Genomic DNA, 20,895 nt, shown 5'->3' with positions numbered 1-20,895 from the left:
TGTGGCATGGTCCACCCGAGTACCCGCGGAGTTGATGCAGTTCGAGTCAGATGCGTCGAAGGAAAAAGGAGATCGCAAGGCAACGCCATCCCGGAAGTCCTGGCGCCAAACGGTCAGTGACGTTTCGGCTTCGACAGGTAAGGAATGAACCCGCGGTCCCGCGTACGGATCTTGTAGACCGATGTCGTCGCCGTCAGGTAGAGCGTGCCGTAACCCCGATCGCCCCAGGCCAGATTGGCCGGCTGTTCGGGGACCACAATCGTGCCCAGATGGTTTCCTTCGGGGTCCCAGACCCAGACGCCGAGAGGCCCGGTGACGAACAGGTTGCCCTTGCGGTCCACCCGCATGCCGTCAGGAACGCCTTCATGCGGGCCGCCCTCTTCGGTTCCGAACTGACGGCCGTTTGCCAATTTGCCGCCCGGCAGAAAATCATACACGCGGATGTCCTTCCGCTCGCTGTCGTCCACGTAAAGTTTCTTGCCGTCCGGTGAAAACGCCAGCCCGTTCGGCTGGGCCATATCTTTGGCAAGGAGCTGAACGTCGCCTTGCGCATCGAGCCGGTAAATGCCCTGGTAAGGAATCTCCTGTTTCTGGTCTTTGGTAAGATCAAGGGTAGGGTTGGTAAAGTAGATGGCGCCGTCAGGGCCAATCACAATATCGTTCGGGGTATTGAACTTCTTTCCTTCAACCTGGTCCGCCAGCACCTTGTAATGGCCGTCGGGATCGACCTGAATAACCGCCCTCAGCACACTCGCGCAATCGAGAAGATGAAATTCGCGGTCGAACGTGTTTCCGTCGGGATTGCCCAGAGAAATCAAAGTTTCCTTGTGCCCATCGGGATAAACCCTAAAAATCTTGTTTTGGATTTCGTCGCTCACGTAGAGAAACCCGTGCGGGTCCCACACAGGCCCCTCCGTAAAACCGAACCCGGTCGCCACGCGCTTCATTTGCGCATGCCGCCCAATCAGCTTCCAGAACTTTGGCGAATTTGCGCGGAGCTCGAATTTGCGTGGAGCATGCTGCGCCTGCGCCTTCAGCGCGACCGGCAGCGAAAGTAACAGGGCCAATCCGACGATTATTGATTTCATTGAGGACGCCACACCTTTCCATATGTTATTTGCCGCAGCCAACGCCGAGTGGACCTCTCGGGACCATCATTCGGAGCCTTCCGAACTCTCGCTCCCGGTCGGCGGGCTTTTATGGGCTGAGCTAAGAATCAAAAAGCTGGCAAGGTCATCCAGTTGCGCCGAGCTCAGCTTTTTTCCGTAGTCGTCCGGCATGATCGACTGCGGTTCGCGGGTCATCTTCGAGATTTCGGACTTCATCAGAAGATGAAAGACGCCGTCTTCGCTAAGCAATGCGATTGAGAAATTGTCCTCGTTTCGCGCCAGGCCGGACAGAGTCTGGCCAGACTTCGTGACGATCGTGACCCGTTGCCCCTCGGGACTAGGGACCTTATTGGGCTGCACGATCATTTCTCGGATTTCCTCTTCTGAGTGAGTGCGCCCGAACTCAGACAGGTCAGACGCGATAAAGCCCCCTTTGCCGTTCATCATGTGGCAGTCAGAGCATCGGGCGGTGCCGAAAAAGAGTTTTGATCCCGCTGCCGGCTCGCCCTTCAGATTCGCGGTGTTTCCGCCGCCCCGCAAATACCGGATGTAGCTGATAATCTCATCGATCTGCGGGTTCGTCAGGAAGTGGAACGACGGCATCCCTTTGTCGGGAATGCCGCTGCGGATTATCCGCGCCACTTCCTGGTCCGATCTGGCCGATGCGCCCGAAGTGTTAACAATGGCAGGGGCGTGTTCGCCGCCACGCCCATCCAGACCGTGGCAGGGGGCGCAGCGGTTCGCAAACGACCGCCTTGCGTGATCGCGTTGCTGCTGTCCCATGTTTGAGTTGGTCTGTTGAGCAGGGCAAACCGTTGCGATGGCGAAAAGACAGGCGCAGAGGAAGATCGTGCGCCGTGTGGTGGTCGGCGTGGAGTTGCCATCCACATGTCGATGCGCTGCTCTTCCGCACTGCTGCCGGCGCCGCTGCACGGTTCCTATCAAGCCGGCATCGCCCTTCGGTCTATTCATATCAAGCGCCCTTTGGCCGCCCCGCATGGACAAGACAAATCGTCCCAGTCCATAAGCAATTTCGACCGGGTTAGTGTCTCCCTTTTCTGTAAGCGTTTCCGTTCATTTCCTGCTGCCCGCGACTCCGGGCAGTCTACGGCAACCCATGGGCGCTGTCAATTTGCTCGACCGGCAGTGTAATCACACGTTTTCTGTCGGACCTGAATGTCCGACCCCCTGGCGCTGGCGCACGGCGCTGATCCGCGAACAGGTAATTCTGGTCCCGCTCTGACTTCCAGGAAGGCGCACCTGCGCGGCTTTGCGGCGATGCCTGGCAGCAAAACGGGGCAAGCCGTGCAGGATAATTGCTTGACCCACCCGTCCCGGCAAGGTAATTTAGGCGTAGCTCAGGAACAGGCAGAAGGATGCTTGCAGGCTCTTTTCAAGACATCCGTCGAGTCAACCGGTCATTGGTCGAGCGGCCGGTCCTGACCGTTTGAATCAGATAGAAGAGGCAAACTTATGGCAACCAGCTTTCTTTCGCGACGAAAATTTTTTAAGTGGGGAAGCGGTGTCCTCGCCGCTTCGGCAATAGCGGGGCGCCAGGTCCCCGACCTTGCTGCGGCGCCACAGGGTCACGAAGCGCCAGCCGGAGAAGATTACTACGCCAAGCTGGGAGTGACTCCTTTTATCAACGCGGCAGGCACGTATACGATCCTGACGGCGTCCATCATGCCTCCGCAGGTGCGTGCAGCCGTCGAACGCGCGGCCTTGAATCCGGTAGGACTGATTGAGCTGCAAAAGGCCGCCGGAGAATATCTGGCCAAAAGATTGCGTTGCGAAGCAGCGATGGTAAGCGACGGGGCGGCGTCCGCAGTGACGCTGGCAACGGCTGCCTCCATGACTCGCGGGAGAGAGCGCGCCATCCTCAATGTGCCGAACGATGTTTCCGATCTGCCCAATGAAGTGCTGATTCAAAGGGCGCACCGGTACGAATACGATCATGCCATCCGTTGCTGCGGGGTCAAGATGGTGGAGGTGGAAACGCTGGAGGATTACGATCGTGCTTTCACGCCGCGTACGGCCATGGCGCATTTTTTTAACGCTGCACAGGGCGGGCAGATCAGCCGCGAAGACTGGATCCGCATCGCGCACAAGCACGGCGTGCCGGCCTCGAACGACGCGGCTGCTGACGTCCCGCCCATATCGCGGCTGTGGGAGTACACCCAGATGGGGTTTGACCTGGTGCAGTTTTCGGGCGGCAAAGGCTTGCGTGGACCCCAGAACAGCGGATTGCTGTTGGGCCGCAAAGAGCTGATTGACGCGGCCGCGATGAACAATTGCCCTTACAGCGACACGGTTGGGCGCGGCATGAAAGTCTCCAAGGAACAGATCGTGGGACTTGTGGCGGCTGTTGATTGGTTCGTTGACCAGGATGAGGCGGCGATGCGCGCCGATTTCCAGAAGCGCGCTGAGACGATTGCCGCCGCCGTTCAGAAAATTCCATCGGTCGAAACCCGGATTTTTGTGCCGCCGGTAGCCAATAACGTCCCGCACCTGTTGATTACCTATGACATGAAACGGGTGAAGATCTCCGGCAAGGACGTGAAGACCCAGCTCTTGCAGGGAACGCCGAGCATTGCGCTGAACCCAGCCACGGGTGGCAATGCCGGCAGCCTGATGAATGGCCTTCCGGCCGGACCGAACATAATCGTGGTGGGCGTTTGGATGATGCAGCCGGGAGAAGATGCGATTGTTGCCAGGCGTCTCCACGAGGTCCTTTCCAAGGCCAGCGCGGCCTGATTCCCTACTGTGGCGGCAGAACGCGAAAGCTAATTCCTATGAAGCACCACTCCCGCCGGGACGTTTTGAAAGAACTTGGGATGGGGGCTGCCGCGCTTTCCGTGGGAACAGGCAGCGCCCGACCCGGTGCTAATCCTGGGCAGAGACCTTCCGAAAACACCCCCGAGCAGTCCGCGCCAGGCATGCTGATGGCCATTGCCGCTCATCCGGGAGACGCCTTGTTCACCATGGGCGCAGCGGTGGGCCGTCAGGTGAGCACAGGGGGCCGGGGAATTTTTCTCAACCTCACCCACGGCGAGCGGGGCAATCCGGCCATTGCAGAGGCGGAATACGGCGCTATGCAGGTATCGGCCACCGGCAAGGCAGCCAAAATCCTGGGAGCACAGACGGCCTATCTTTCCTACCCCGACGGCGAACTTCCCGACGACGAGGAAGCGCGCTTCGCGGTGTGCGACGCCATCCGGCAGCACAAGCCGGAAATCATCATCACGCATTGGAAGGGCAGCTACCACAAGGACCATCGCGCCTGTTACAACATCGTGGACGATGCGATCTTTTATGCCGGGCTTCCAGGAATCAAACGAAAAGACACGGCCCATTCGGTGGGTAAGCTTCTGTTTGCTGAGAACTGGGAGGACGCGGAGGGCTTCCGGCAGGATATCTATCTGGACGTCAGCGACGTTTTCAACCGCTGGGTTGAAGCCTGCGCGGTTTTCCCCATGTGGAGGGGTGAAACGGGATTTCACTACGATGATTACTACCGGAGCCTGGCCGTGGCACGCGGCAGCCTGGCAAGAATTGGACAGAAAGACAGCAGCCGCTTCAAATACGCTGTGGCGCTGATGTCTCCGCCCGATTACGGCGCCCGTCGCACCGGATCTCTTTCATCACCAGCCATAGGAGGCCAGAGCACGATCTGACCATTCCTGGGGCACGGCACTCCATTAATCCGGCAAGGCAAAACTGAAGATGTCGCTTCCTGCGGCGATGGCAACATACTGCTTGCCGTCCACCGCATAAGCCATGGGGGAAGCGTGCATCTCCTGTCCCGTATTGAAATGCCAAAGCGGTGTGCCGTCGCGTGCGTCAATGGCCTCAAAACTTTCGGCATCGTCGCCGAAGAAGACCAGGCCTCCTGCCGTGGTCATCGTTCCCCCCCAGGAGTTGCCTCTGCCGATCTGAGGATAGCGCCATGCGATTTTCCCGTTGGCGACGTCAAAGGCCACAAAGGTTTTCTGCCCTTGCTCGCCGGGGACGCGTTCAACACCCGTGTTGTAATAACTCTCGCCTTTGACAAAAGGCTGAGGCGTGGCGCGGCTGATGTTGCAGGTGCGGAGGGCCATGAAATAAAAAAGGTGCGTCTGGGGATTGTACGATGGCGAGAACCAGTTGGTGGCGCCCACAATACCCGGGCAAAATTTTGTTCCATCTGGAGTGGGAATCACGCCGGTGGTTATTGGCCGGCCATGGGCGTCAATGCCTTTGGCCCAATTAACCGACGGTTCGAATAGAGTAGCGCCGAGAAACCTGCCATTCGTCCGGTCGAGCACGTAGAGGAAGCCGTTGCGGTTTGCTTCCACCAGCAGCTTTCGCGGCTCGCCCTTGTAACTGCCATCGATGAGGACAGGCGTTTCGACGGCATCAAAATCGCCCAGGTCGTGTGGAGTAAATTGAAAATACCACTTCAGCTTTCCGGAATCGGGATCGAGCGCCAGCACGCAGGCGCTATATAGATTATCCCCAGGGCGTTGCGATCCTTCAAAGTCCGGGGCCGCGTTTCCGGTGCCCCAGTAGAGAGTGTTCGTCTCGGCATCGTACGTTCCCGGCATCCAGGCCGTGGCGCCACCGTGCTGCCAGATGTCGCCATCGCCCCAGGTGCCAAAGTTCGGTTCACCCGGTCCTGGAATGGTCCAGAAGTTCCACACAAGTTTGCCGGTCTCTGCGTCGAACGCTTCAATCCGCCCTCTCACCCCCGCGTCGCCGCCGGCGGGGGCAATAATCACCTTGCCGTTAACGATCAGCGGGGCGCTGGTGGCGCCGTTTGCAGGGTTCTCCTTGATGTCTCCGAACGTCACGTCCCAGATCAGATTGCCGCTGCGGGCATCCAGACACAGGAGGTGAGCATCGTCAGTTTCCATGTAAACCCTGGAACGCCAGACGGCGACGCCCCGGTTGTGGTGCGCGGAGGCATCTTCGATCAGGCCTGTGGTGATCGGGCGGGTGTGGCTCCACAGCATCCGGCCCGTGCGCGCATCTAGCGCATAGGCGTCGTTGGCGCTGGTTATGTACATTACGCCGTTAATCACAACGGGGGTCGCTTCCATCCGTTGGGAATTCCTCGAATGGAATACCCATTGCGCGCGGAGACGGTCGACGTTTTCGCGAGTGATCTGCGAGAGGCTCGAATAGCGCCGGCCGGTATAGTCGCCGTTGTACGAGGTCCAGTTCGCCCCGACGGGCTTGGCCAGCAGATCGCGCTCGTTCACGTCAATACGTGCGGAGACGGGGCCCCGCTGTCCAAAGCATGGGAGCGAAACCAGAAGGAGAATCCCAATCCCGAGAAGCAAAGTTGCTTTAGCGCGGTTCATTCAGTTGAATTGTCTCCTGGGGATTCACGTGGACCTCGCCCAGCGCTCCGCGATCCGAACCCTCTGCGTCCACCAGGTGGACCGAAAGCCAGGCCACGCCCGGCGGGACCTCGATGGTCTTGTCGAGCTTTACCAGCTCGAGAGGAGAAACGTCCATGAGAGGAACGTCGGTGACCGGCATTCCTCCGCGGTCGTAGAGATGAGCAATCAGATGTCCCGCGTAGAATACGCCAAACGATCCTCCGAGCTTCAGGCCGCCTGCCGTCTCGGTCACCGTCAGCGGATTGCTGACCAACCCGGCGTCATTGACGGTCTTGAAGTTCTCTCCCACGCGGGTCGGGAACCATTCGGTGTCAAAGGCGTAGGTCCCTCCCGCTGGAAGATGTACCATTGGGCTGTTTAACTCCGCTTCCATGTAGTATGGCGTGTCCAGCGCGTTCAACGGCCGCAGTGCGGGCATGCCATTCTGGTCGAGATGGAGCCTGGCCCCGTTCAGGTAAAAAATAACCGACGCTTTGCCGGGATACTCTTCCGTCTTTTGGTATTTGAAGCGCTCCACCATAGCATATTGCCGCAAGCCATCCACAACCGCCACCCAACCGGCCGGCGAATCCAGCCAGACCTCCGCCTCCAGGTACTTCCAATGCAAAGCAAACAGGCTGCCGTCGCGGATGGAAAACGAGGGGTGATCGGCCGGTCCGCTGCGTACGTGATAGCTTTCAAGATAAGAACTGTTCGGATTGACGGGCGTAAACGCCCAGAACTGGTGGTTGTATTGCGATTTGTCGCGCGGGTCGGCAGTGTCATACTGGGAAACCGATTGGATGGACCAATCAATCGGATGTCCGGTGATGTTCTTCATCACTGCGTGAAATGTGATGCGCGGAGAACTCGCGCCAAGGCTGATCACGCGTGAGTACTGAAGGCCCGTCCTGGGGTCAGAGGGACCCTCCAACTGGACGGCACACTGCGTGCCTTGCGAGATGACCTTTAGTGAATATTCACCGTCGTCCAGCACGTCGGAGCGGGCGCTCGCCCAGTGTTGCTCATCCTCGGAACCTTCGGGCAGGGGCCAGTCCTTGTCGCCGCCGTAGTTGAACCATTTGCCCTTGGCCGCTCCTTCGGAAGGAGGCAAATACTGGCCATAGTATTGGGGATTTACAAACAAATAAGGATGACCGCCGAATTCGACCTGCATCAACCGTCCGCCCAGTTGCGGAACGATGGTCAGTGTCGTCCACTGGTTCGAAATCTGCTCGGCTTTCCAGCCGTGAAAGTCTGCTTGCTGAACGGTGCAGACGCTCGCTGGGGCATCCTGCTGACCAACTGCAAATGCCGCAGATATCAGGCTAAAACTCAGCGCCAACACCGCGACGGCCGCCACACGCAATCGCATGACTCCTCCACCCACCCTGGGATACAGGCTGCGCGGGGAACATCCTGACGTGAAAATCAGGAGCACCAGACCTGTGTGCCTTACCCGGACCCGAATCTAAAGCGCCCATATGCGGAAACGCAGTTCATTCCCGTTCGCGATCGAGCTTCCTGCATTGCGGGGAAACCGGGGGAACATCTCTGGGCGCAGCGGCCGGAAGCCCGGCGTTTCCAGGAAGCAGAAACGCCGCAATCTCGGGCTCGGATTTCGGCGCATCAAGCCTCGACTGGACCCGGTCCACATAACACGGCGTCCCGCTATCTTGCGGGGTCAAATCTTAATGAAGATCCTTTTCTTGTACAACCAGTAACAGACGTACCAGAGCATGCCCCAGACGACGACGCTGGTTACTATTTCTCCTGTGAGCTGCCCCGCCCAGCCAAACAACCCCATGGTGAAGGGCTGTGCGATCCTGTGGAACCACTCCGCCCCATAGCTGTTCGTAAACAGGTAAATGAAAAGCGGATTCATCCCCACGATGTTGAAGAAGAGGGCCCACTTCTTCCAGCCTTTCACGTCAATCAGCCAGTAGGAAAGCGCCAGAGCCAGCAGACAAAAACCGCCGCTGACAATCACAAAGGAAGCGGTACAAATACGCTTGATGATCGGATCCACGGGATTCAGCGAAAAACCGACGATGACGCCAATGAGTCCCGGAACAACCAGCGTCTTGATCTTGTTCCAGTGGGTGCGGCTGCTCTTCAGCACGCATCCGGCCAGTACCCCCCACATGGTGTGTGCCGTCGTCGGTATTGCGTTGAACGCTACCCAGTGTCCGGCAGAAAGCTGTGGCATGATCGCCAAATCCACCCAGGAGCCAAAGTTGTGGTCCGGGACGAAGGGCTGATTAAATCCTGCAACCGGCCACGTCCGGTACAGCACTTCGGTGATAATGAGCAGCAGGAAGGTAAAGCCAATTTGCGTCCGCGTGGATTTGCGCATCATCAGGAAAGCAACGAGGTAGGTAAAAGAGAGTTGCGCCAGCACATTCCACAACTCGAAGGTGATGTGGCCCGGGCCGATGCAATAGAGCGCCCAGCCAAAGAAGAGCAGCAGCACGGACCGTTGGAGGGCATGATGGAAGGTCTTCGCCCAACTGTCGCCGTGCTCCCATCGCCTGCCGAAGGAGAAAGGCATCGCCACACCGACGATAAACATGAAGAAGGGCTGGACCAGGTCCCAGAAGTGGAGGCCGTTCCAGGGATGATGATCGAGTTGCCAGCCTATGAAGCCAAGCAGGGTGCCGTGTAGAGCCGGATGTCGCAGTAACGAGTAAAGCTCGGTCGATTCCCCGATCAGCAGGAACATGGTCAGACCACGAAAGAAATCCAGCGATGCAATCCGGCTCGCAACCACCGGGGATTGGACCGCGTCCTTTGGGTGTCTAGCCGCTCGCTCCTTAACTCCTTCCATCTCGAACCCCCTCATCTTCTGCCGCTTCACTGCCCACTGGCTTTTGTCAGCACGTGCGCCTGGACGTGCTCCCGCAGAATATCGAGCTTGCTGTTCTGGCCATACCTGAAACCATGTTTCGTCTCGGCCTCAGAAGCTGGAACTCTCCTCAGTAAGGGCTTTCAGGGTTTCCGCTGCGACAGCTTGGGCCATAAGCTTGCCTTAACTTGCTTATGACTTCAACAACTATTTACGCATTGCCTCGAATGGTTGCGAATTTTACGAAAACAGCAATAAAGTTGAGGTTTCTCGGTACTCGACCATCCATGCAAGTGTCACCTGCCGCTTCCACCGTCTGCGGTTGTGCTTCTACCCGGCGGCTGTTGAAAAACGTTTCGAAAGGGTGTCATTCGAGCCCGTGCACCCTCCGCTTGCGAACTGCCCTGATCCCGCATGGAGGGAGAAGGGGATCAGGGTAAACTCCGCGAGGAACCTGCTTCTTTCAATTCCCTGAAACCAAAACAGATTCCTCGGGCCGAAAATGAACATCGGCCCTCGGAATGACTCGCCACATGAATTTTTCAACAACCTGCCAGGATGCTGGAGCTTTTCTACTCGTATGATGGCAGGTGCGCTCATTGGTTGGAGCCGGTCAGGGATTCGGGAGGAATGACATAAGAGGCTGGTCACCATCTCAGAAGGAAGACGGATGCGCGGTCTCGCTAAGTGATCGAAAAACTGGCTCCTCGGGCAGGACTCGAACCTGCAACCCTTCGGTTAACAGCCGAATGCTCTACCATTGAGCTACCGAGGAATGAGGAATCACGGCCCGAGCAGCGGTAGGCTGACGTTCTCATTTATAGCACAGCGCGAATTTCTCAGTCAACGCGACGGAGCCCCGGCGAATCCAGAGGCCCATGGCAGAAATCGCCAGGCCGCGGATAAGGATTTCTGCTGACCGCGAGAAACTGCCTCCGGTCGCTCAGGGGAACGGGAACTTCTCAGTCCAGGACCCTTGTTGTAATGGGGACGGCCTTGAAGTTGTACCACAGCTATCGGGCCGGCGGTACTCACCAGGAGGAGAGAATAGGTCACGCTTTCTTTTCTTCTTCGGCTTTATTGACCGGTTTGTCTATCCCGCCTTTAATGGCGTCCTTGAATTCTCTAATACCCTTGCCCAATCCCCGGCCAAGGTCCGGCAGCTTTCCCGGCCCAAAGATGATCAGAACGATCAGCAGGATGAAGAACAGATGGGTTGGTTGAAGCAAACCTTCCATTTCAAGCTCCTTCTGGTACGGATACCGACATTACGAATAGCATACAATTATAACCCAACCCACGCAAGAACCAAATCAAGATTTGTGGCGGAGGAAAACCATGTCTTCCGGTCTGATCCCGCATCGGCGGCATTGTTTCCGGTAGAGCGCCGCATAGCTCGCCTTGATGTAGTCCTTCTTGCGGTACCCCAGCCGCATGGCCTTCCGGTCGATCCATCCCCCCGGACCTTCCAACTCAATGTAAGTGCCGATGGGTGTCTCATCCAGGGCCGCCACCGGCGTATCCGCGGTCCTGCGCCGGCCCCTTTCAGCGAAGATCGTACGGTACTTCTCGTAGCGGAATATCGGATGCAAACCTAACGATTTAAGGATGCACTGCAAGGTTTCAGCGTCGCAGACCTCCAACTCAATTTCGGGGCGGACCTTATAAGAATCTGAGGGACGCGGAGGCCCCTTGAAGGTGAGGATATCGCGGCCCGCGGTCTTCCGAAGACGCAGCAGCGACCGTGAGCGCCGCAGACGCGAATTGCGAAAGTCGAAAACGAGGTTGCTCTCGAAGCGGCGGCGCTCGACCATCACGAAACCGCTTTCTTTGAGCTTTTTTTTGAAAGCGCGCGGATCATCCACCTTCAGCTTGATCTCAATTTCATAAGGAACTCGATGCCGCATGGAGGGACCGGGAGAGACTAGGATTCGCGTGCAATGATAAAGTCCGGCAGGTAAACCAATGCGTCCTTGTAAATGCACTCCGGGAAGATGCGGAGGCAGCGTTTGGCCTCGTCGGCAAATTCCTTTGCCTTCCTCCGGGCCGCATCCAGGGCGCCATAACGGTCCACCATTTCCAGAACTTCGGCGAACGCCACATTCTCAAATCCACCATCATCCAAAACACGGGAAACCTTCTTTGCATCCACCGGGTCGCACATCTGCAGAAGATAAATGAGCGGCAGGGTCACTTTGCCTTCCCGCAGGTCATTGCCGACGGGCTTGCCGAGCTTCTTTTCGGAAGACGTAAAGTCCAGGACGTCGTCAATCAACTGGAAAGCCAGGCCAAGATTGATGCCGTATGACGCGATAAGGTTCTCCTCTTCCTCCGGACGGTCAGCAAGCAGGGCGCCCGTTCGAAGGCAGGCTGAAAACAGGCAGGCTGTCTTGCGATACGTCAATTCAAAATAGTCGTCCTCGGTCAGGTCCGTTTTGCGGAGGTAGGCCAGTTGCAGCAGTTCCCCTTCAACCATCACCTGGGTAAGCCCGATCAGCAGGTCAAGAATCTTGAAATTCCGCTCCGCCAGGGCGATGCTGAATGCCTGCATATACAGCCAGTCTCCCGCCAGGACGCTCATGTGGTTGCCCCAGCGTGAATTGATGGAGGGCTGGCCCCGGCGGGTTTCCGCCTTGTCGATCACGTCGTCATGGACCAGCGTCGCGCTATGGATCATCTCGTACGCCGCGCCCATGCGAATGGCCGGATCGCCTTCAAAACCAAACATCTTGCTGGCCAGCAGCACCAGGACGGGCCTCAACCGCTTTCCGCCGCTCACTTGCAGATACTGGCCGATCTCAGTAATGGCCTCGATGCTTGAAACCGTCTGCTGGCAGAACTCCTTTTCCACCTTCTCGAGGTCTTCCCGCACAAGGTCAAAAACATCTTTGACGGTCAAAGCTCTCGGCGTAATTACGCGTTGATTGTCTGCTGCCACCTTCATCCTTTGCAAAAACAGGAGCGCGCGTGCATCACGCCGCTGGTAATGAGTGCGTAGAATTCACATCGTCCCACAAAAGCTCGCCAAAGGAAAGTATCTCGTCGCGCCGCCCCGGTCCCGGCCCGCAAGCCATCACTTAAGTCCTAGAGATTTCAAAAAATTGCGTCCAGCCAGAGCTCCCATTTCCTCCGCTGTCATGCCGCGAAGCTCCGCCAATTGCCGCGCCACATCGAGCACGAAAACCGGCTCATTCCTCTTGCCACGGTTCGGTACGGGCGCAAGATAAGGGCTGTCCGTTTCAGTCAGCAGCCGGTCCAACGGGATTTCGCTTGCCACAACCCGCAACTCCTCCGCCTTCTTGAAGGTCACGTTTCCGGCAAAGGAAATCATAAAACCCCAGTCGAGGAACCTGAAAGCTTCCTTGCGGCTCCCCGTAAAACAGTGGAGAATGCCGCCGAGTCCGGAACCGGCCCAATGCCCCGCAATGACTTCCCCGAGGTCATCCCAGGCGTCGCGGCAGTGGATGACGACCGGCAGATGGGTCTCTCGGGCGATCTCCAACTGCCGGATCAGGACTCGTTGCTGGATCTCGCGCGGCGAATGGTCATAAAAATAGTCCAAGCCAATCTCACCGATGGCGACCACTTTCTCTTCGCGGGTGGCGTGGCGTAGCATCTCAAAGTGCCTTTCCTCGGCGCCTCTCGCCTCGTGCGGATGGATGCCCGCGGATGTGTAAATCCAGTCGTAACGCGCGGCAATGGGCACTCCGGAGACAAGATCGTCCGGGCCGCTGCCGCCGCTCACCGTAAGCAGATAACGAACGCCCGCGCCGTGCGCCCGTTCAATCACTTCCTCCCGGTCAGCGTCAAACCGCGCATCGTCAAGGTGGCAATGGGAATCGACAAAGAATTGGCTCATTGATTCATTTATTGATTGAGTGATTGAGTCCCTGGCTGTTGTTCTGGAATTTCTCAATCGTCCCGTGATTCAATCAGCCAATCAACCAATGACTCAATTACCTAAGCTTCGCTCCCTTGGGAACGTCTTCATTGAAGGTGGCCAGCACAGGACGGCCCTCCTCACCAACGGAGGCAGCAACGATCATGCCGTTCGATTCCACCCCGCGGAGTTTGCGCGGTTGCAGGTTGGTGACTAAAACCACCTTCATCCCCACCAGTTGCTCGGGCTTATAGTGCTCCGCGATGCCCGCGCACACCTGCCGGACTTCCGTGCCGATATCCACCTGAAGCTTCAACAGCTTGTCTGCTTTTGGAATGGACTCGGCTGCAAGGATTTCGCCTACCCGCATCTCCACTTTGGCAAAGTCTTCAATCGAGATTTTCTCGCTCGCGGGCGTTGCGGTGGGCGCGCCTGTCGGCTGCACCGGAGCCTGTTCCGTGTTGGCTGGCTTTTCTCCAGATGGCGTTTCCACAGTCTTCTCCTTTTCGGTTGGCGCCTGATGGCCCTTGCGGTCCGCTTCGGCAAATTCATTCAGCCGGGCTACAGCCTCAGCCTTGTCCAAACGAGGAAAAATGGGCTCGGGCTTGCCAACTTTTGTCCCCGGTTTCAGGCTTTGCGATTTCAAATCCTCAAATTTCTGAACTTTAATGTCACCCTCACAGCCAAGCAGCTTCCACAGCCGTTCCGCACTATAGGGCATCACCGAATAAAGCAACAAGCTCACCACGCGCAGCAGATTCGCGACACTATAGAGTGTTGCATCGAGCTTTTCCTGGTCACCGACAGAGTTCGATTTTGCGAGTTCCCAGGGCTTCCACTCCACAATCAGCTTGTCAGCCGCCGAGAGAAAATCCCAAATAGCGCCGAGCGCGCCCGAGAGATCCCAGCGGTCGAAGGCATCTTGGTACGTGAAGATCAAGTTGTCTAATCGGAGGAATATGTCCTGCTGGCCCGCGATGCTTACGCCCTTCGGAACCAGCCCGCGCCTGAACTGTTGCACCATCATCAGCGTTCTACTGGCAAGGTTCCCAAGCCCATTGGCCAAATCAGAGTTATACCGTTGCACCAGCCCGTCATAGGAAAAGCTGGCATCCTGGCCGAAGGGCGTATCGCGCAGCAGGTAGTAGCGCAGGGCGTCGTTGCCGGGGGCGCCGAACGAATCGAGCGCGTCCACGATCGGCTCGGGATAAACCACGTTGCCTTTCGATTTCGACATCTTGTCCTGCTCGTAATAGATCCAGCCGTGCGCGAAGACGGTTTTGGGCAGCGGCAGCCCGGCTGCCATCAGAAATGCCGGCCAGTAAACGGCGTGAAAACGGATGATGTCTTTGCCGATCATGTGGACATCGGCGGGCCAGAGTTTTTGAAATTCGGCGCTGCCCTGCTCGCCTTCGGCGTAGCCAATGCCCGTCATATAACCCGCCAGCGCGTCATACCAGACGTAAACAACTTCTTCGGGATCGTCGGGCCACTGGATGCCCCACTTCAGCCTCCGGCGGCTGATCGAGATGTCCCGCAAGCCGCTTTTAACGAAACTGATCACCTCATTGCGCCGGAAATCCGGCTGCACAAATTCGGGATGCTGCTCGTAAAGTTCCAACAGGCGGTCCTGGAAGGCAGAGAGCCGGAAAAAATAGTTTTGCTCATTGATCAATTCCGCCGGGCGACCGCAGATGTCGCAGTTGACCGGATCGGCGCCGTCAGAAACGTAGCGCTCGTCGAAGACGCAGTAGCGCCCCTGATAGGTCCCCTTGTAGATCACGCCGGGCTCGTTCTTCTGCGCCAGGCGGATGAGCCGCTGGACGCTGATAATGTGCTCGGGTTGGTCGGTGTAGACAAAGTGGGTGTAATCGATCCCCAGCTTCTTCCATACCTCGATGAACTGCCGCCGTTTCTCCGCCACAAAATCCCCGGGCCGCACGCCGGCCGCATCCGCCGCGCGCTGCAGCTTCTCGCCGTGCTCATCATTGCCGGTGAGGAACGCCACGTCGTCGCCGCACATACGCTTGTAACGCGCAATCACATCGCAGACAATTGTGGTGTACGCCGAGCCCACGTGCAGGCGCGCGTTCGGGTAATAGAGCGGAGTGGTCAGGTAAAATTTGTTCATTTTCTGATTTGTTGATTGATTCATTGAATCAATGGGTCAATGAATCAATGTTTCAATAGCTTATAGGCCGCCTGCGCGGCCTGCATTACGTCCTTCAGCGGTACGGATTTTTCATCAGCCAGGCGCCTGCAATCGTCAAATTCCGGCGCGGCGTTTACAATCTCGCCATCGAGTCGCGCTATTTTCATTCTCACCGCCCCGAAAGCAGTTTCAACCTCGACCATCTCGCGGTCCAGCACTTTGCGGCGCGCCCGCGTGATGCGTACGCCGATGGTGGTGGTCTCGCTGAACAGCAGCCGGGTGAGCGCGCTTTCGAATTCCGGCTTCGCAAGCACAGTGACCAGCAGGCCCGGCCGGTTCTTCTTCATCTGGGCCGCTGCACAGGTCACATCGAGAGCGCCTGTCGCGAGCGCCTTTTCCGCAAAGTAGCCGTAGAGTTGCGGATTCATGTCGTCAATGTTGGCTTCGATCACATGGACGGTTTCATCGCCCGCGCCGCCCGGCGCACTCCCTTCGCCACCGGCCTTCTCGCCCAGCATCAATCGCGCGATGTTGGGATGCGCATGGAGATCATTTGCGCCCGCGCCATATCCGATGCGCTCTACTTTCATCGCCGGAACGGGGCCGAATCCGGCCGCCAGCGTTGAAACCAGCGCGGCGCCTGTTGGCGTGACGAGTTCGAATTCAACTCCTGACGAGTAAACGGGAAGTCCTTTCAGCAATTCGGCCGTGGCCGGGGCTGGAACAGGCAAGGTGCCGTGCGCCGCCTCCACGCGTCCGCCACCCACGTTCAGCGGCGAGCAGACCAGTTCCGGATTTCCCAGCATGAAGAGTCCCAGGCAAACACCAACGATGTCGAGGATGGCGTCCACCGCTCCCACTTCGTGAAAGTGTATCTTTTCGATCGGCTGGTCATGGAGCTTCGCCTCGGCCTCGCCCAGCCGCCGGAAAACCTGAAGCGATTTCTGCTTTACAGCGTCGTCGATTGACGCCGCCCCAATCAGCTTCTCAATGTGGCTCAGATGGCGGTGCGGTTGCTTGCCCGGCGCCACGATGTCTACATGATTGCCTGCCAGCCCTCCCCGCATCACCCGGCTCTGGGTGAATTCATAAGGCCCGAGGTCGATTTTTGCCAATTCTCTCCGCAGGCGGTCGTATTCCACGCCCGCGTCGAGGAGAGCGGCCAGAAACATATCGCCGCTGATTCCTGAGGAACAATCGAGGTAGGCCAGATTTATCATTCAGGGTCTTTCTGCTCACCGCTCACCACAGCTTTTAGGGAAACACCCGCTAAGAGCGCGGAAACCTTCAATTTAGGCGTTCGTTTGAAGGATTGTCAATGAAAGGACGGGTAAGAGACCCTTTCGAATGGCAGCGCCGGGCGTCAGTACGGCAGGTTCCTGGATGCCGACCCCGCCCGGGCGGGGTCGGCGCTACGACACAACAAATTCCGCCTAATGCATAAAACGTCCGCGCAATTGGCTCGCGGTGAAGTTCGGATCTTTGGTCATGTCCATCAGCCGGCGCTCCCTTGTCCGGACCGATTCAATCGCCTTTGGGAGACCATCGAGCGCGTCTTTGGGGACCTGGATCAGTCCGTTCTGGTCGCCGTGCAGAATGTCCTGCGGGCGGACCACCATCCCCGCCAGGTGGATGGGCACGCAGACGCGCACGATGCGGAAATTGGCATGGCTCGCCACGGCGCCGCGGGCGAAATAGTGGAAGCCAAGGGCCCGGACCTCTGCAAGGTCGCGGACGGCGCAATCCGTCACCAGGCCAATGGCGCCCAATCGGTTAAAGAAAGTGGCCATCACCTCGCCGCAATGCGCCGTGTAGTCCGGATGTCCGCCGACTTCCTGAAACGCAACCACCGCAGGCTTGGGCGATTTCTCCACCGCCTCAAACAGCTCGACGTAGCCGCGCTCTTCTCTCGGATTGCCTTCGGTCATGGTTTCAACCTGGGCCGTCACTGAGTATCCGCACATCGGCCCGAAATCCGGAAAGAGGCAGCGGACCTGGAGCGGGGTGAATCCCTCGCTGCGCGGCCGCAGGCGCAACTGCTCGATGGCGTTTGAGATGGTGGGCGTATCAATCGTTTTCAGGTATTCGATGAGCGTTTGCTCCCGCTCGTTGTTTTGCATGGTTTCCTCTTCAAGATCCCATTCTCAGCCGCGAGCGCAACAAGAAACAAGCGGGAATTCGGCATCTTCCGGATGGAGCAGCCTGGCGGCGAAGATGGGGAGGCTACATTAAAGCCGGTTTTTCTCCGGTTCGTTTTTTATCGTCTAGTATTTTCAACAAGATCGGTAGCTTTGTTTTCGGTTTGTTTCCGGTTTGTTTTTTCCACAGACACGTGTTTTCAGCAACTTCTCCGCTTTGTTTTTCAAAAAGCGTGTTTTTTTGTCCCATTTTGTGTACTTTTAGCCCCGAAAAACTCGACCCATGCAGGCACTGAAGGGAGACTACCATGCTAGGCCAGAAAAGTCAAGCAAAATCGGCGCGAGCGGGTCAGGGACTGGCTTATATCGGAGCCGGCCCGCCGGCTACAGGTGTTTAATTCGGGCTTGACGACGGTTGCCGTCAAAGTTCGCGTACGGTCTTTGGCCCGCCTGCTCCTTGAAGGCCTGAAGCATCTTCTTCTCGGATTCCCTTGGGTTGGGCGATCGCGACCAATACACCCATCGCTCGCAATCCAGTAGCAGCAGTATTTGTCCGCCAGCATGAGGGCTCCTGGCCCCGCAGCGGTGCCGGTAGAACTGCCGAATGCGGTTCGATACGGGTTGGTTTGTCTTCCCGATGTAGATGATAGGCTCATAACGGAGCCAGCGTTTAAGCTCGTAGTCACGGTCAATTTCGAGGTAAGCTGGAATTGGCCTGCGGAGCGCCAATTCGCATGGTCTGCAGCCGGTATCCAGTCTGTGCGTGCGGGCAATTACGTAAACACCCATTGAACTCTCGTGCACAAGCTCGTCCCATCGCACGGGACCGCACGGCGAAAGGCCGTCTGTTTCGAATATCTCCGCGACCGTCATAGCGAGAAATTATACGCCGAACAAGCACTCTCGCTGCGAGCTACGTTTAACTGCCGCGACGTGCTGCTTTGTTGACAGCAAAGGAAGTGGTGGGGCATTCTAATATCACTGCAACGGAACGGGGTGCAGGCGCAAAGCCGAGTGAAATGCGGCGTTCCGCGGTGCTCGCCTGGAGAGAACGCCGGGCAATTCGCATGCGGCGAGCAGTGCATTCGCGTTGCAGTTCACTGGAATTCATCAAGCGGGCCGGTAGCTCAAGTGGTAGAGCATTGCCCTTTTAAGGCAAGGGTTCCGGGTTCGAGTCCCGGCCGGCTCACCAGCAGTCACCACGCATTTCGGTTTCTCCCGGGCCCGCCTGGTTGGAATCTCGTCCGAGCTCTGGCTGCGGCGCCTCCTTCCTCATTTCAGCACTCGACCTGAAGCGGCGGCGGCAGGCTCGCCGCTCGATTTCGGCAGTGGTTCGCCACTTAATGTACGAAAAAGCTATCCGTTTGTTATGCTGTAAATCGCTGCAGACGGATACTACTTCTGCTGAGGATTACAAAATATGGTGACAAGATCGTTTGTAGCGCCGCCGTCCCGGCGGCAATTTTCAGGGCCGGCAAGATGCCGGCGCTACGGAAGTCCGTCACTCTATTATGCAATCCTCATTAAGAGGCACTATGAGCAAGCTCACACGGCAAAACCACTCCCGTTCACCCAAGCTCGCCTATCGAGATGACCGCTTCATGGACAGTGCCGACGCCCGCACGCTGCGAATCGTGGCGGAATATCTGGATCCGCAGGTGCGCCTGCGCCGGGCGGGGGTGCAAAACACCGTGGTATTTTTCGGGTCGTCGCGGGTGTTGCCCCACGACACGGCGCGTGAAAACCTGCGGGAGGTGATGACCCGAGCAAAGTGCGGCGGCCCGCAGCCCACCCAGGAAGAATTGCGCGCCGCGCGCATGGCGCTGAAGATGTCAAAATATTACGAGCAGGCCCGGGAACTGGCCCACCTGATCACCAGTTGGTCTCTGAGCCTGAAAAACGGCAAGCATTTTCTTGTGGTCTGCTCAGGGGGTGGACCGGGAATTATGGAAGCGGCCAATCGGGGCGCGCAGGAAGCCGGAGGGGTCTCAATCGGCTTCAACATCCGGCTGCCCATGGAGCAAGGCTCGAATCCTTACATCACTCCGGAACTGGGCTTCCTGTTCCGTTACTTTTTCATGCGCAAACTGTGGTTCGCCCAACCTTCGCGCGCCGTCATCGTTTTTCCTGGAGGCTTTGGCACCATGGACGAAATGTGGGAATTCCTGACGCTGATCCAAACCCACAAAATGGGCCATCGCTCAACCATCCTGCTTTACGGATCCAGGTTCTGGAAGAAAGCGGTGAATTTCGACTGGCTGAGGGAGACTGGCACGGTCACCGCGGAGGAGTCAAAGCTGATCCGCTTTGTGGACAGCCCGCACGAAGCATTTGAAACCGTCAAGACCAGCCTGACGCGCCAGCTTCGGCTGAAAATGGCGCAACGGCCTCCCTTCGACTAGCCGAAGCCTTTATTCCAGCCGATTGTTTTAGTATTTCGCAAGCGGGAAGGCTTAGCCCCCGGCTTTTTCGAGCCGCCTCAGGAAAACCTCGATCTCACGCTGAGTTTGCAGATCACCCTTTTCGCAAGCTACGGCGGCGCCTTTGGTATAAACCTCGCGCGCCTCATCCAGCCGCTCAAGCCCCACCAGTGATTTTCCCAATTCGCGCCAGGCGGCCGAGTAATCCGGCTTCAGCCGCAGCGCCTCGCGTAATTCCCGCTCCGCTTCGGCGTACCTCTTTGCCTTCAGGTATTCTCGCCCCAGGCTGTAGCGGACCATCACGTTTTCAGGAGCCTTGGCGGCCATTTCCTCGAACGATTCGAGCGACGATTTTCCCGTTTCGTTTTCGCCCACGGCAGAATCCCATCTCGTTTACTTCAGGTTTTCAGGAATCAGATATTCCACCAGCGCCAGATCATGCCACTCGCTCCCGAGCCTTCCGTGCTTGTGGAAGACGCCGACTTCCCGCCAGCCGGCCAGTTCACACAGTTTGCGCGCCGGGCTGTTGTCGGCAATAATGCGCCCTACGAGCTTGTAGAAGCCTCGCTCGCGCGCCGCATCCTGCATGGCTTTGATGAGTTGCTGCGCCACGCCGTGCCCGCGCAGGCTGCGCTCGATAAAAATGGACAGTTCCGCTACCCCTTCAAAACACCTCCGCGGGCTGTAAGGATTGAGCGCCGCCCAGCCCATCAGGGTGTGTTTCACCTCCGCCACCAGCACCGGGTAACGGTCCGGCCGCGCGGCCAGCCACAGGTAACGCTCTTCCGGAGTAACATAGGCGTTTTCAAAAGTTGCGGCGCGGTCCTGCACGCCCTGATTGTAGATTCTGGCAATCTCCTTTGCGTCGTCAACGCGGGCCTGCCGAATCTTCAGCGGCCCGCTCCATTCTGCCGTCATTGACTCACTATCCTTTCAATTGCGCGGATTGAGCGCAGTTCCAATCTGCCGCAAAGCGCGCGGTGGAGCA

19 protein-coding genes and 2 tRNA genes are annotated in these 20,895 nt (G+C 57.7%); 4 read left to right on the top strand and 17 right to left on the bottom strand.

Annotated elements, in window-relative coordinates; all coding sequences use genetic code 11:
* Window positions 1-113: 113 nt before the first annotated feature.
* Complete coding sequence (locus tag VFQ24_08280; protein ID HET9178340.1) at window positions 114-1,088, bottom strand: SMP-30/gluconolactonase/LRE family protein; 975 nt, start codon at window positions 1,086-1,088, stop codon at window positions 114-116.
* A 66-nt stretch (window positions 1,089-1,154) separates the two neighbouring features.
* Complete coding sequence (locus VFQ24_08275; protein HET9178339.1) at window positions 1,155-2,081, bottom strand: c-type cytochrome; 927 nt, start codon at window positions 2,079-2,081, stop codon at window positions 1,155-1,157.
* Window positions 2,082-2,582: 501 nt separating this feature from the next.
* Between VFQ24_08275 and VFQ24_08270 the strand changes: the two genes are divergently transcribed.
* Window positions 2,583-3,863: an aminotransferase class V-fold PLP-dependent enzyme gene (locus VFQ24_08270; protein ID HET9178338.1), complete on the top strand. Its 1,281-nt coding sequence runs from the start codon at window positions 2,583-2,585 to the stop codon at window positions 3,861-3,863.
* Between the two features lie 38 nt (window positions 3,864-3,901).
* The gene (locus VFQ24_08265) at window positions 3,902-4,783 is read left to right on the top strand and encodes a PIG-L family deacetylase (protein HET9178337.1); all 882 of its coding nucleotides are present in this window, start codon (window positions 3,902-3,904) and stop codon (window positions 4,781-4,783) included.
* Between the two features lie 24 nt (window positions 4,784-4,807).
* Here VFQ24_08265 and VFQ24_08260 read toward each other — a convergent pair whose 3' ends face one another.
* From VFQ24_08260 to VFQ24_08200, 13 genes are all read right to left on the bottom strand, one after another.
* Window positions 4,808-6,451: a PQQ-dependent dehydrogenase, methanol/ethanol family gene (locus VFQ24_08260; GenBank protein HET9178336.1), complete on the bottom strand. Its 1,644-nt coding sequence runs from the start codon at window positions 6,449-6,451 to the stop codon at window positions 4,808-4,810.
* Window positions 6,438-7,847, bottom strand: a complete 1,410-nt coding sequence (locus tag VFQ24_08255; protein ID HET9178335.1) for a hypothetical protein — start codon at window positions 7,845-7,847, stop codon at window positions 6,438-6,440. The genes VFQ24_08260 and VFQ24_08255 overlap by 14 nt, the downstream gene beginning before the upstream one ends.
* Window positions 7,848-8,156: 309 nt before the next feature.
* Window positions 8,157-9,299, bottom strand: coding sequence for a DUF5009 domain-containing protein (locus VFQ24_08250; protein HET9178334.1), 1,143 nt, complete (start codon window positions 9,297-9,299; stop codon window positions 8,157-8,159).
* Between the two features lie 718 nt (window positions 9,300-10,017).
* Window positions 10,018-10,092, bottom strand: a tRNA-Asn gene (locus tag VFQ24_08245).
* Window positions 10,093-10,369: 277 nt separating this feature from the next.
* Complete coding sequence (locus VFQ24_08240) at window positions 10,370-10,555, bottom strand: twin-arginine translocase TatA/TatE family subunit (protein ID HET9178333.1); 186 nt, start codon at window positions 10,553-10,555, stop codon at window positions 10,370-10,372.
* Window positions 10,556-10,630: 75 nt separating this feature from the next.
* Window positions 10,631-11,224: a class IV adenylate cyclase gene (gene cyaB / locus VFQ24_08235; GenBank protein ID HET9178332.1), complete on the bottom strand. Its 594-nt coding sequence runs from the start codon at window positions 11,222-11,224 to the stop codon at window positions 10,631-10,633.
* Window positions 11,225-11,241: 17 nt separating this feature from the next.
* The gene (locus tag VFQ24_08230; GenBank protein ID HET9178331.1) at window positions 11,242-12,255 is read right to left on the bottom strand and encodes a polyprenyl synthetase family protein; all 1,014 of its coding nucleotides are present in this window, start codon (window positions 12,253-12,255) and stop codon (window positions 11,242-11,244) included.
* Window positions 12,256-12,390: 135 nt separating this feature from the next.
* On the bottom strand, window positions 12,391-13,176 hold the full coding sequence (locus VFQ24_08225; protein ID HET9178330.1) for a TatD family hydrolase: 786 nt from the start codon (window positions 13,174-13,176) through the stop codon (window positions 12,391-12,393).
* A gap of 97 nt (window positions 13,177-13,273) precedes the next feature.
* Window positions 13,274-15,352, bottom strand: coding sequence for a methionine--tRNA ligase (gene metG, locus VFQ24_08220; protein HET9178329.1), 2,079 nt, complete (start codon window positions 15,350-15,352; stop codon window positions 13,274-13,276).
* Between the two features lie 20 nt (window positions 15,353-15,372).
* On the bottom strand, window positions 15,373-16,569 hold the full coding sequence (gene larC, locus VFQ24_08215; GenBank protein ID HET9178328.1) for a nickel pincer cofactor biosynthesis protein LarC: 1,197 nt from the start codon (window positions 16,567-16,569) through the stop codon (window positions 15,373-15,375).
* Between the two features lie 213 nt (window positions 16,570-16,782).
* On the bottom strand, window positions 16,783-17,469 hold the full coding sequence (locus VFQ24_08210; GenBank protein HET9178327.1) for an RraA family protein: 687 nt from the start codon (window positions 17,467-17,469) through the stop codon (window positions 16,783-16,785).
* Between the two features lie 103 nt (window positions 17,470-17,572).
* Entirely contained in the window at window positions 17,573-17,737 is a 165-nt protein-coding gene (locus tag VFQ24_08205; protein ID HET9178326.1) for a hypothetical protein, read from the bottom strand.
* A 134-nt stretch (window positions 17,738-17,871) separates the two neighbouring features.
* Window positions 17,872-18,276 (bottom strand): hypothetical protein, encoded by a 405-nt coding sequence (locus tag VFQ24_08200; protein ID HET9178325.1) that lies wholly within the window; start codon window positions 18,274-18,276, stop codon window positions 17,872-17,874.
* A gap of 327 nt (window positions 18,277-18,603) precedes the next feature.
* Here VFQ24_08200 and VFQ24_08195 point away from each other — a divergent pair.
* Both VFQ24_08195 and VFQ24_08190 read left to right on the top strand, forming a co-directional pair.
* Window positions 18,604-18,679 (top strand) — tRNA-Lys (locus VFQ24_08195).
* Between the two features lie 343 nt (window positions 18,680-19,022).
* Window positions 19,023-19,889, top strand: a complete 867-nt coding sequence (locus VFQ24_08190) for an LOG family protein (GenBank protein ID HET9178324.1) — start codon at window positions 19,023-19,025, stop codon at window positions 19,887-19,889.
* A gap of 51 nt (window positions 19,890-19,940) precedes the next feature.
* Here the strand turns inward: VFQ24_08190 and VFQ24_08185 are convergent, their stop codons facing one another.
* A complete protein-coding gene (locus VFQ24_08185) occupies window positions 19,941-20,282 on the bottom strand; it encodes a tetratricopeptide repeat protein (GenBank protein HET9178323.1) in 342 nt (113 codons plus the stop codon).
* A gap of 18 nt (window positions 20,283-20,300) precedes the next feature.
* Window positions 20,301-20,825 carry an arsinothricin resistance N-acetyltransferase ArsN1 family A gene (locus VFQ24_08180; protein HET9178322.1) on the bottom strand — a complete coding sequence of 175 codons (525 nt, stop codon included), beginning with the start codon at window positions 20,823-20,825 and terminating at the stop codon, window positions 20,301-20,303.
* Window positions 20,826-20,895 lie beyond the last annotated feature (70 nt).

Source organism: Terriglobia bacterium, assembly GCA_035712365.1.
Taxonomy (GTDB): Bacteria; Acidobacteriota; Terriglobia; order UBA7540; family UBA7540; genus SCRD01.
Note: the sequence above shows the minus strand (reverse complement) of the source record. Positions and strands in the feature narration are given on the sequence as shown.

Excerpts from the sequence above, each read along its gene's own strand:
- VFQ24_08280 (HET9178340.1), bottom strand. The coding sequence starts at position 1,088 with ATGAAATCAATAATCGTCGGATTGGCCCTGTTACTTTCGCTGCCGGTC.
- VFQ24_08275 (HET9178339.1), bottom strand. The coding sequence starts at position 2,081 with ATGAATAGACCGAAGGGCGATGCCGGCTTGATAGGAACCGTGCAGCGG.
- VFQ24_08270 (HET9178338.1), top strand. The coding sequence starts at position 2,583 with ATGGCAACCAGCTTTCTTTCGCGACGAAAATTTTTTAAGTGGGGAAGC.
- VFQ24_08265 (HET9178337.1), top strand. The coding sequence starts at position 3,902 with ATGAAGCACCACTCCCGCCGGGACGTTTTGAAAGAACTTGGGATGGGG.
- VFQ24_08260 (HET9178336.1), bottom strand. The coding sequence starts at position 6,451 with ATGAACCGCGCTAAAGCAACTTTGCTTCTCGGGATTGGGATTCTCCTT.
- VFQ24_08255 (HET9178335.1), bottom strand. The coding sequence starts at position 7,847 with ATGCGATTGCGTGTGGCGGCCGTCGCGGTGTTGGCGCTGAGTTTTAGC.
- VFQ24_08250 (HET9178334.1), bottom strand. The coding sequence starts at position 9,299 with ATGGAAGGAGTTAAGGAGCGAGCGGCTAGACACCCAAAGGACGCGGTC.
- VFQ24_08240 (HET9178333.1), bottom strand. The coding sequence starts at position 10,555 with ATGGAAGGTTTGCTTCAACCAACCCATCTGTTCTTCATCCTGCTGATC.
- cyaB (HET9178332.1), bottom strand. The coding sequence starts at position 11,224 with ATGCGGCATCGAGTTCCTTATGAAATTGAGATCAAGCTGAAGGTGGAT.
- VFQ24_08225 (HET9178330.1), bottom strand. The coding sequence starts at position 13,176 with ATGAGCCAATTCTTTGTCGATTCCCATTGCCACCTTGACGATGCGCGG.
- metG (HET9178329.1), bottom strand. The coding sequence starts at position 15,352 with ATGAATCAATCAACAAATCAGAAAATGAACAAATTTTACCTGACCACT.
- larC (HET9178328.1), bottom strand. The coding sequence starts at position 16,569 with ATGATAAATCTGGCCTACCTCGATTGTTCCTCAGGAATCAGCGGCGAT.
- VFQ24_08210 (HET9178327.1), bottom strand. The coding sequence starts at position 17,469 with ATGCAAAACAACGAGCGGGAGCAAACGCTCATCGAATACCTGAAAACG.
- VFQ24_08205 (HET9178326.1), bottom strand. The coding sequence starts at position 17,737 with ATGGGACAAAAAAACACGCTTTTTGAAAAACAAAGCGGAGAAGTTGCT.
- VFQ24_08200 (HET9178325.1), bottom strand. The coding sequence starts at position 18,276 with ATGGGTGTTTACGTAATTGCCCGCACGCACAGACTGGATACCGGCTGC.
- VFQ24_08190 (HET9178324.1), top strand. The coding sequence starts at position 19,023 with ATGAGCAAGCTCACACGGCAAAACCACTCCCGTTCACCCAAGCTCGCC.
- VFQ24_08180 (HET9178322.1), bottom strand. The coding sequence starts at position 20,825 with ATGACGGCAGAATGGAGCGGGCCGCTGAAGATTCGGCAGGCCCGCGTT.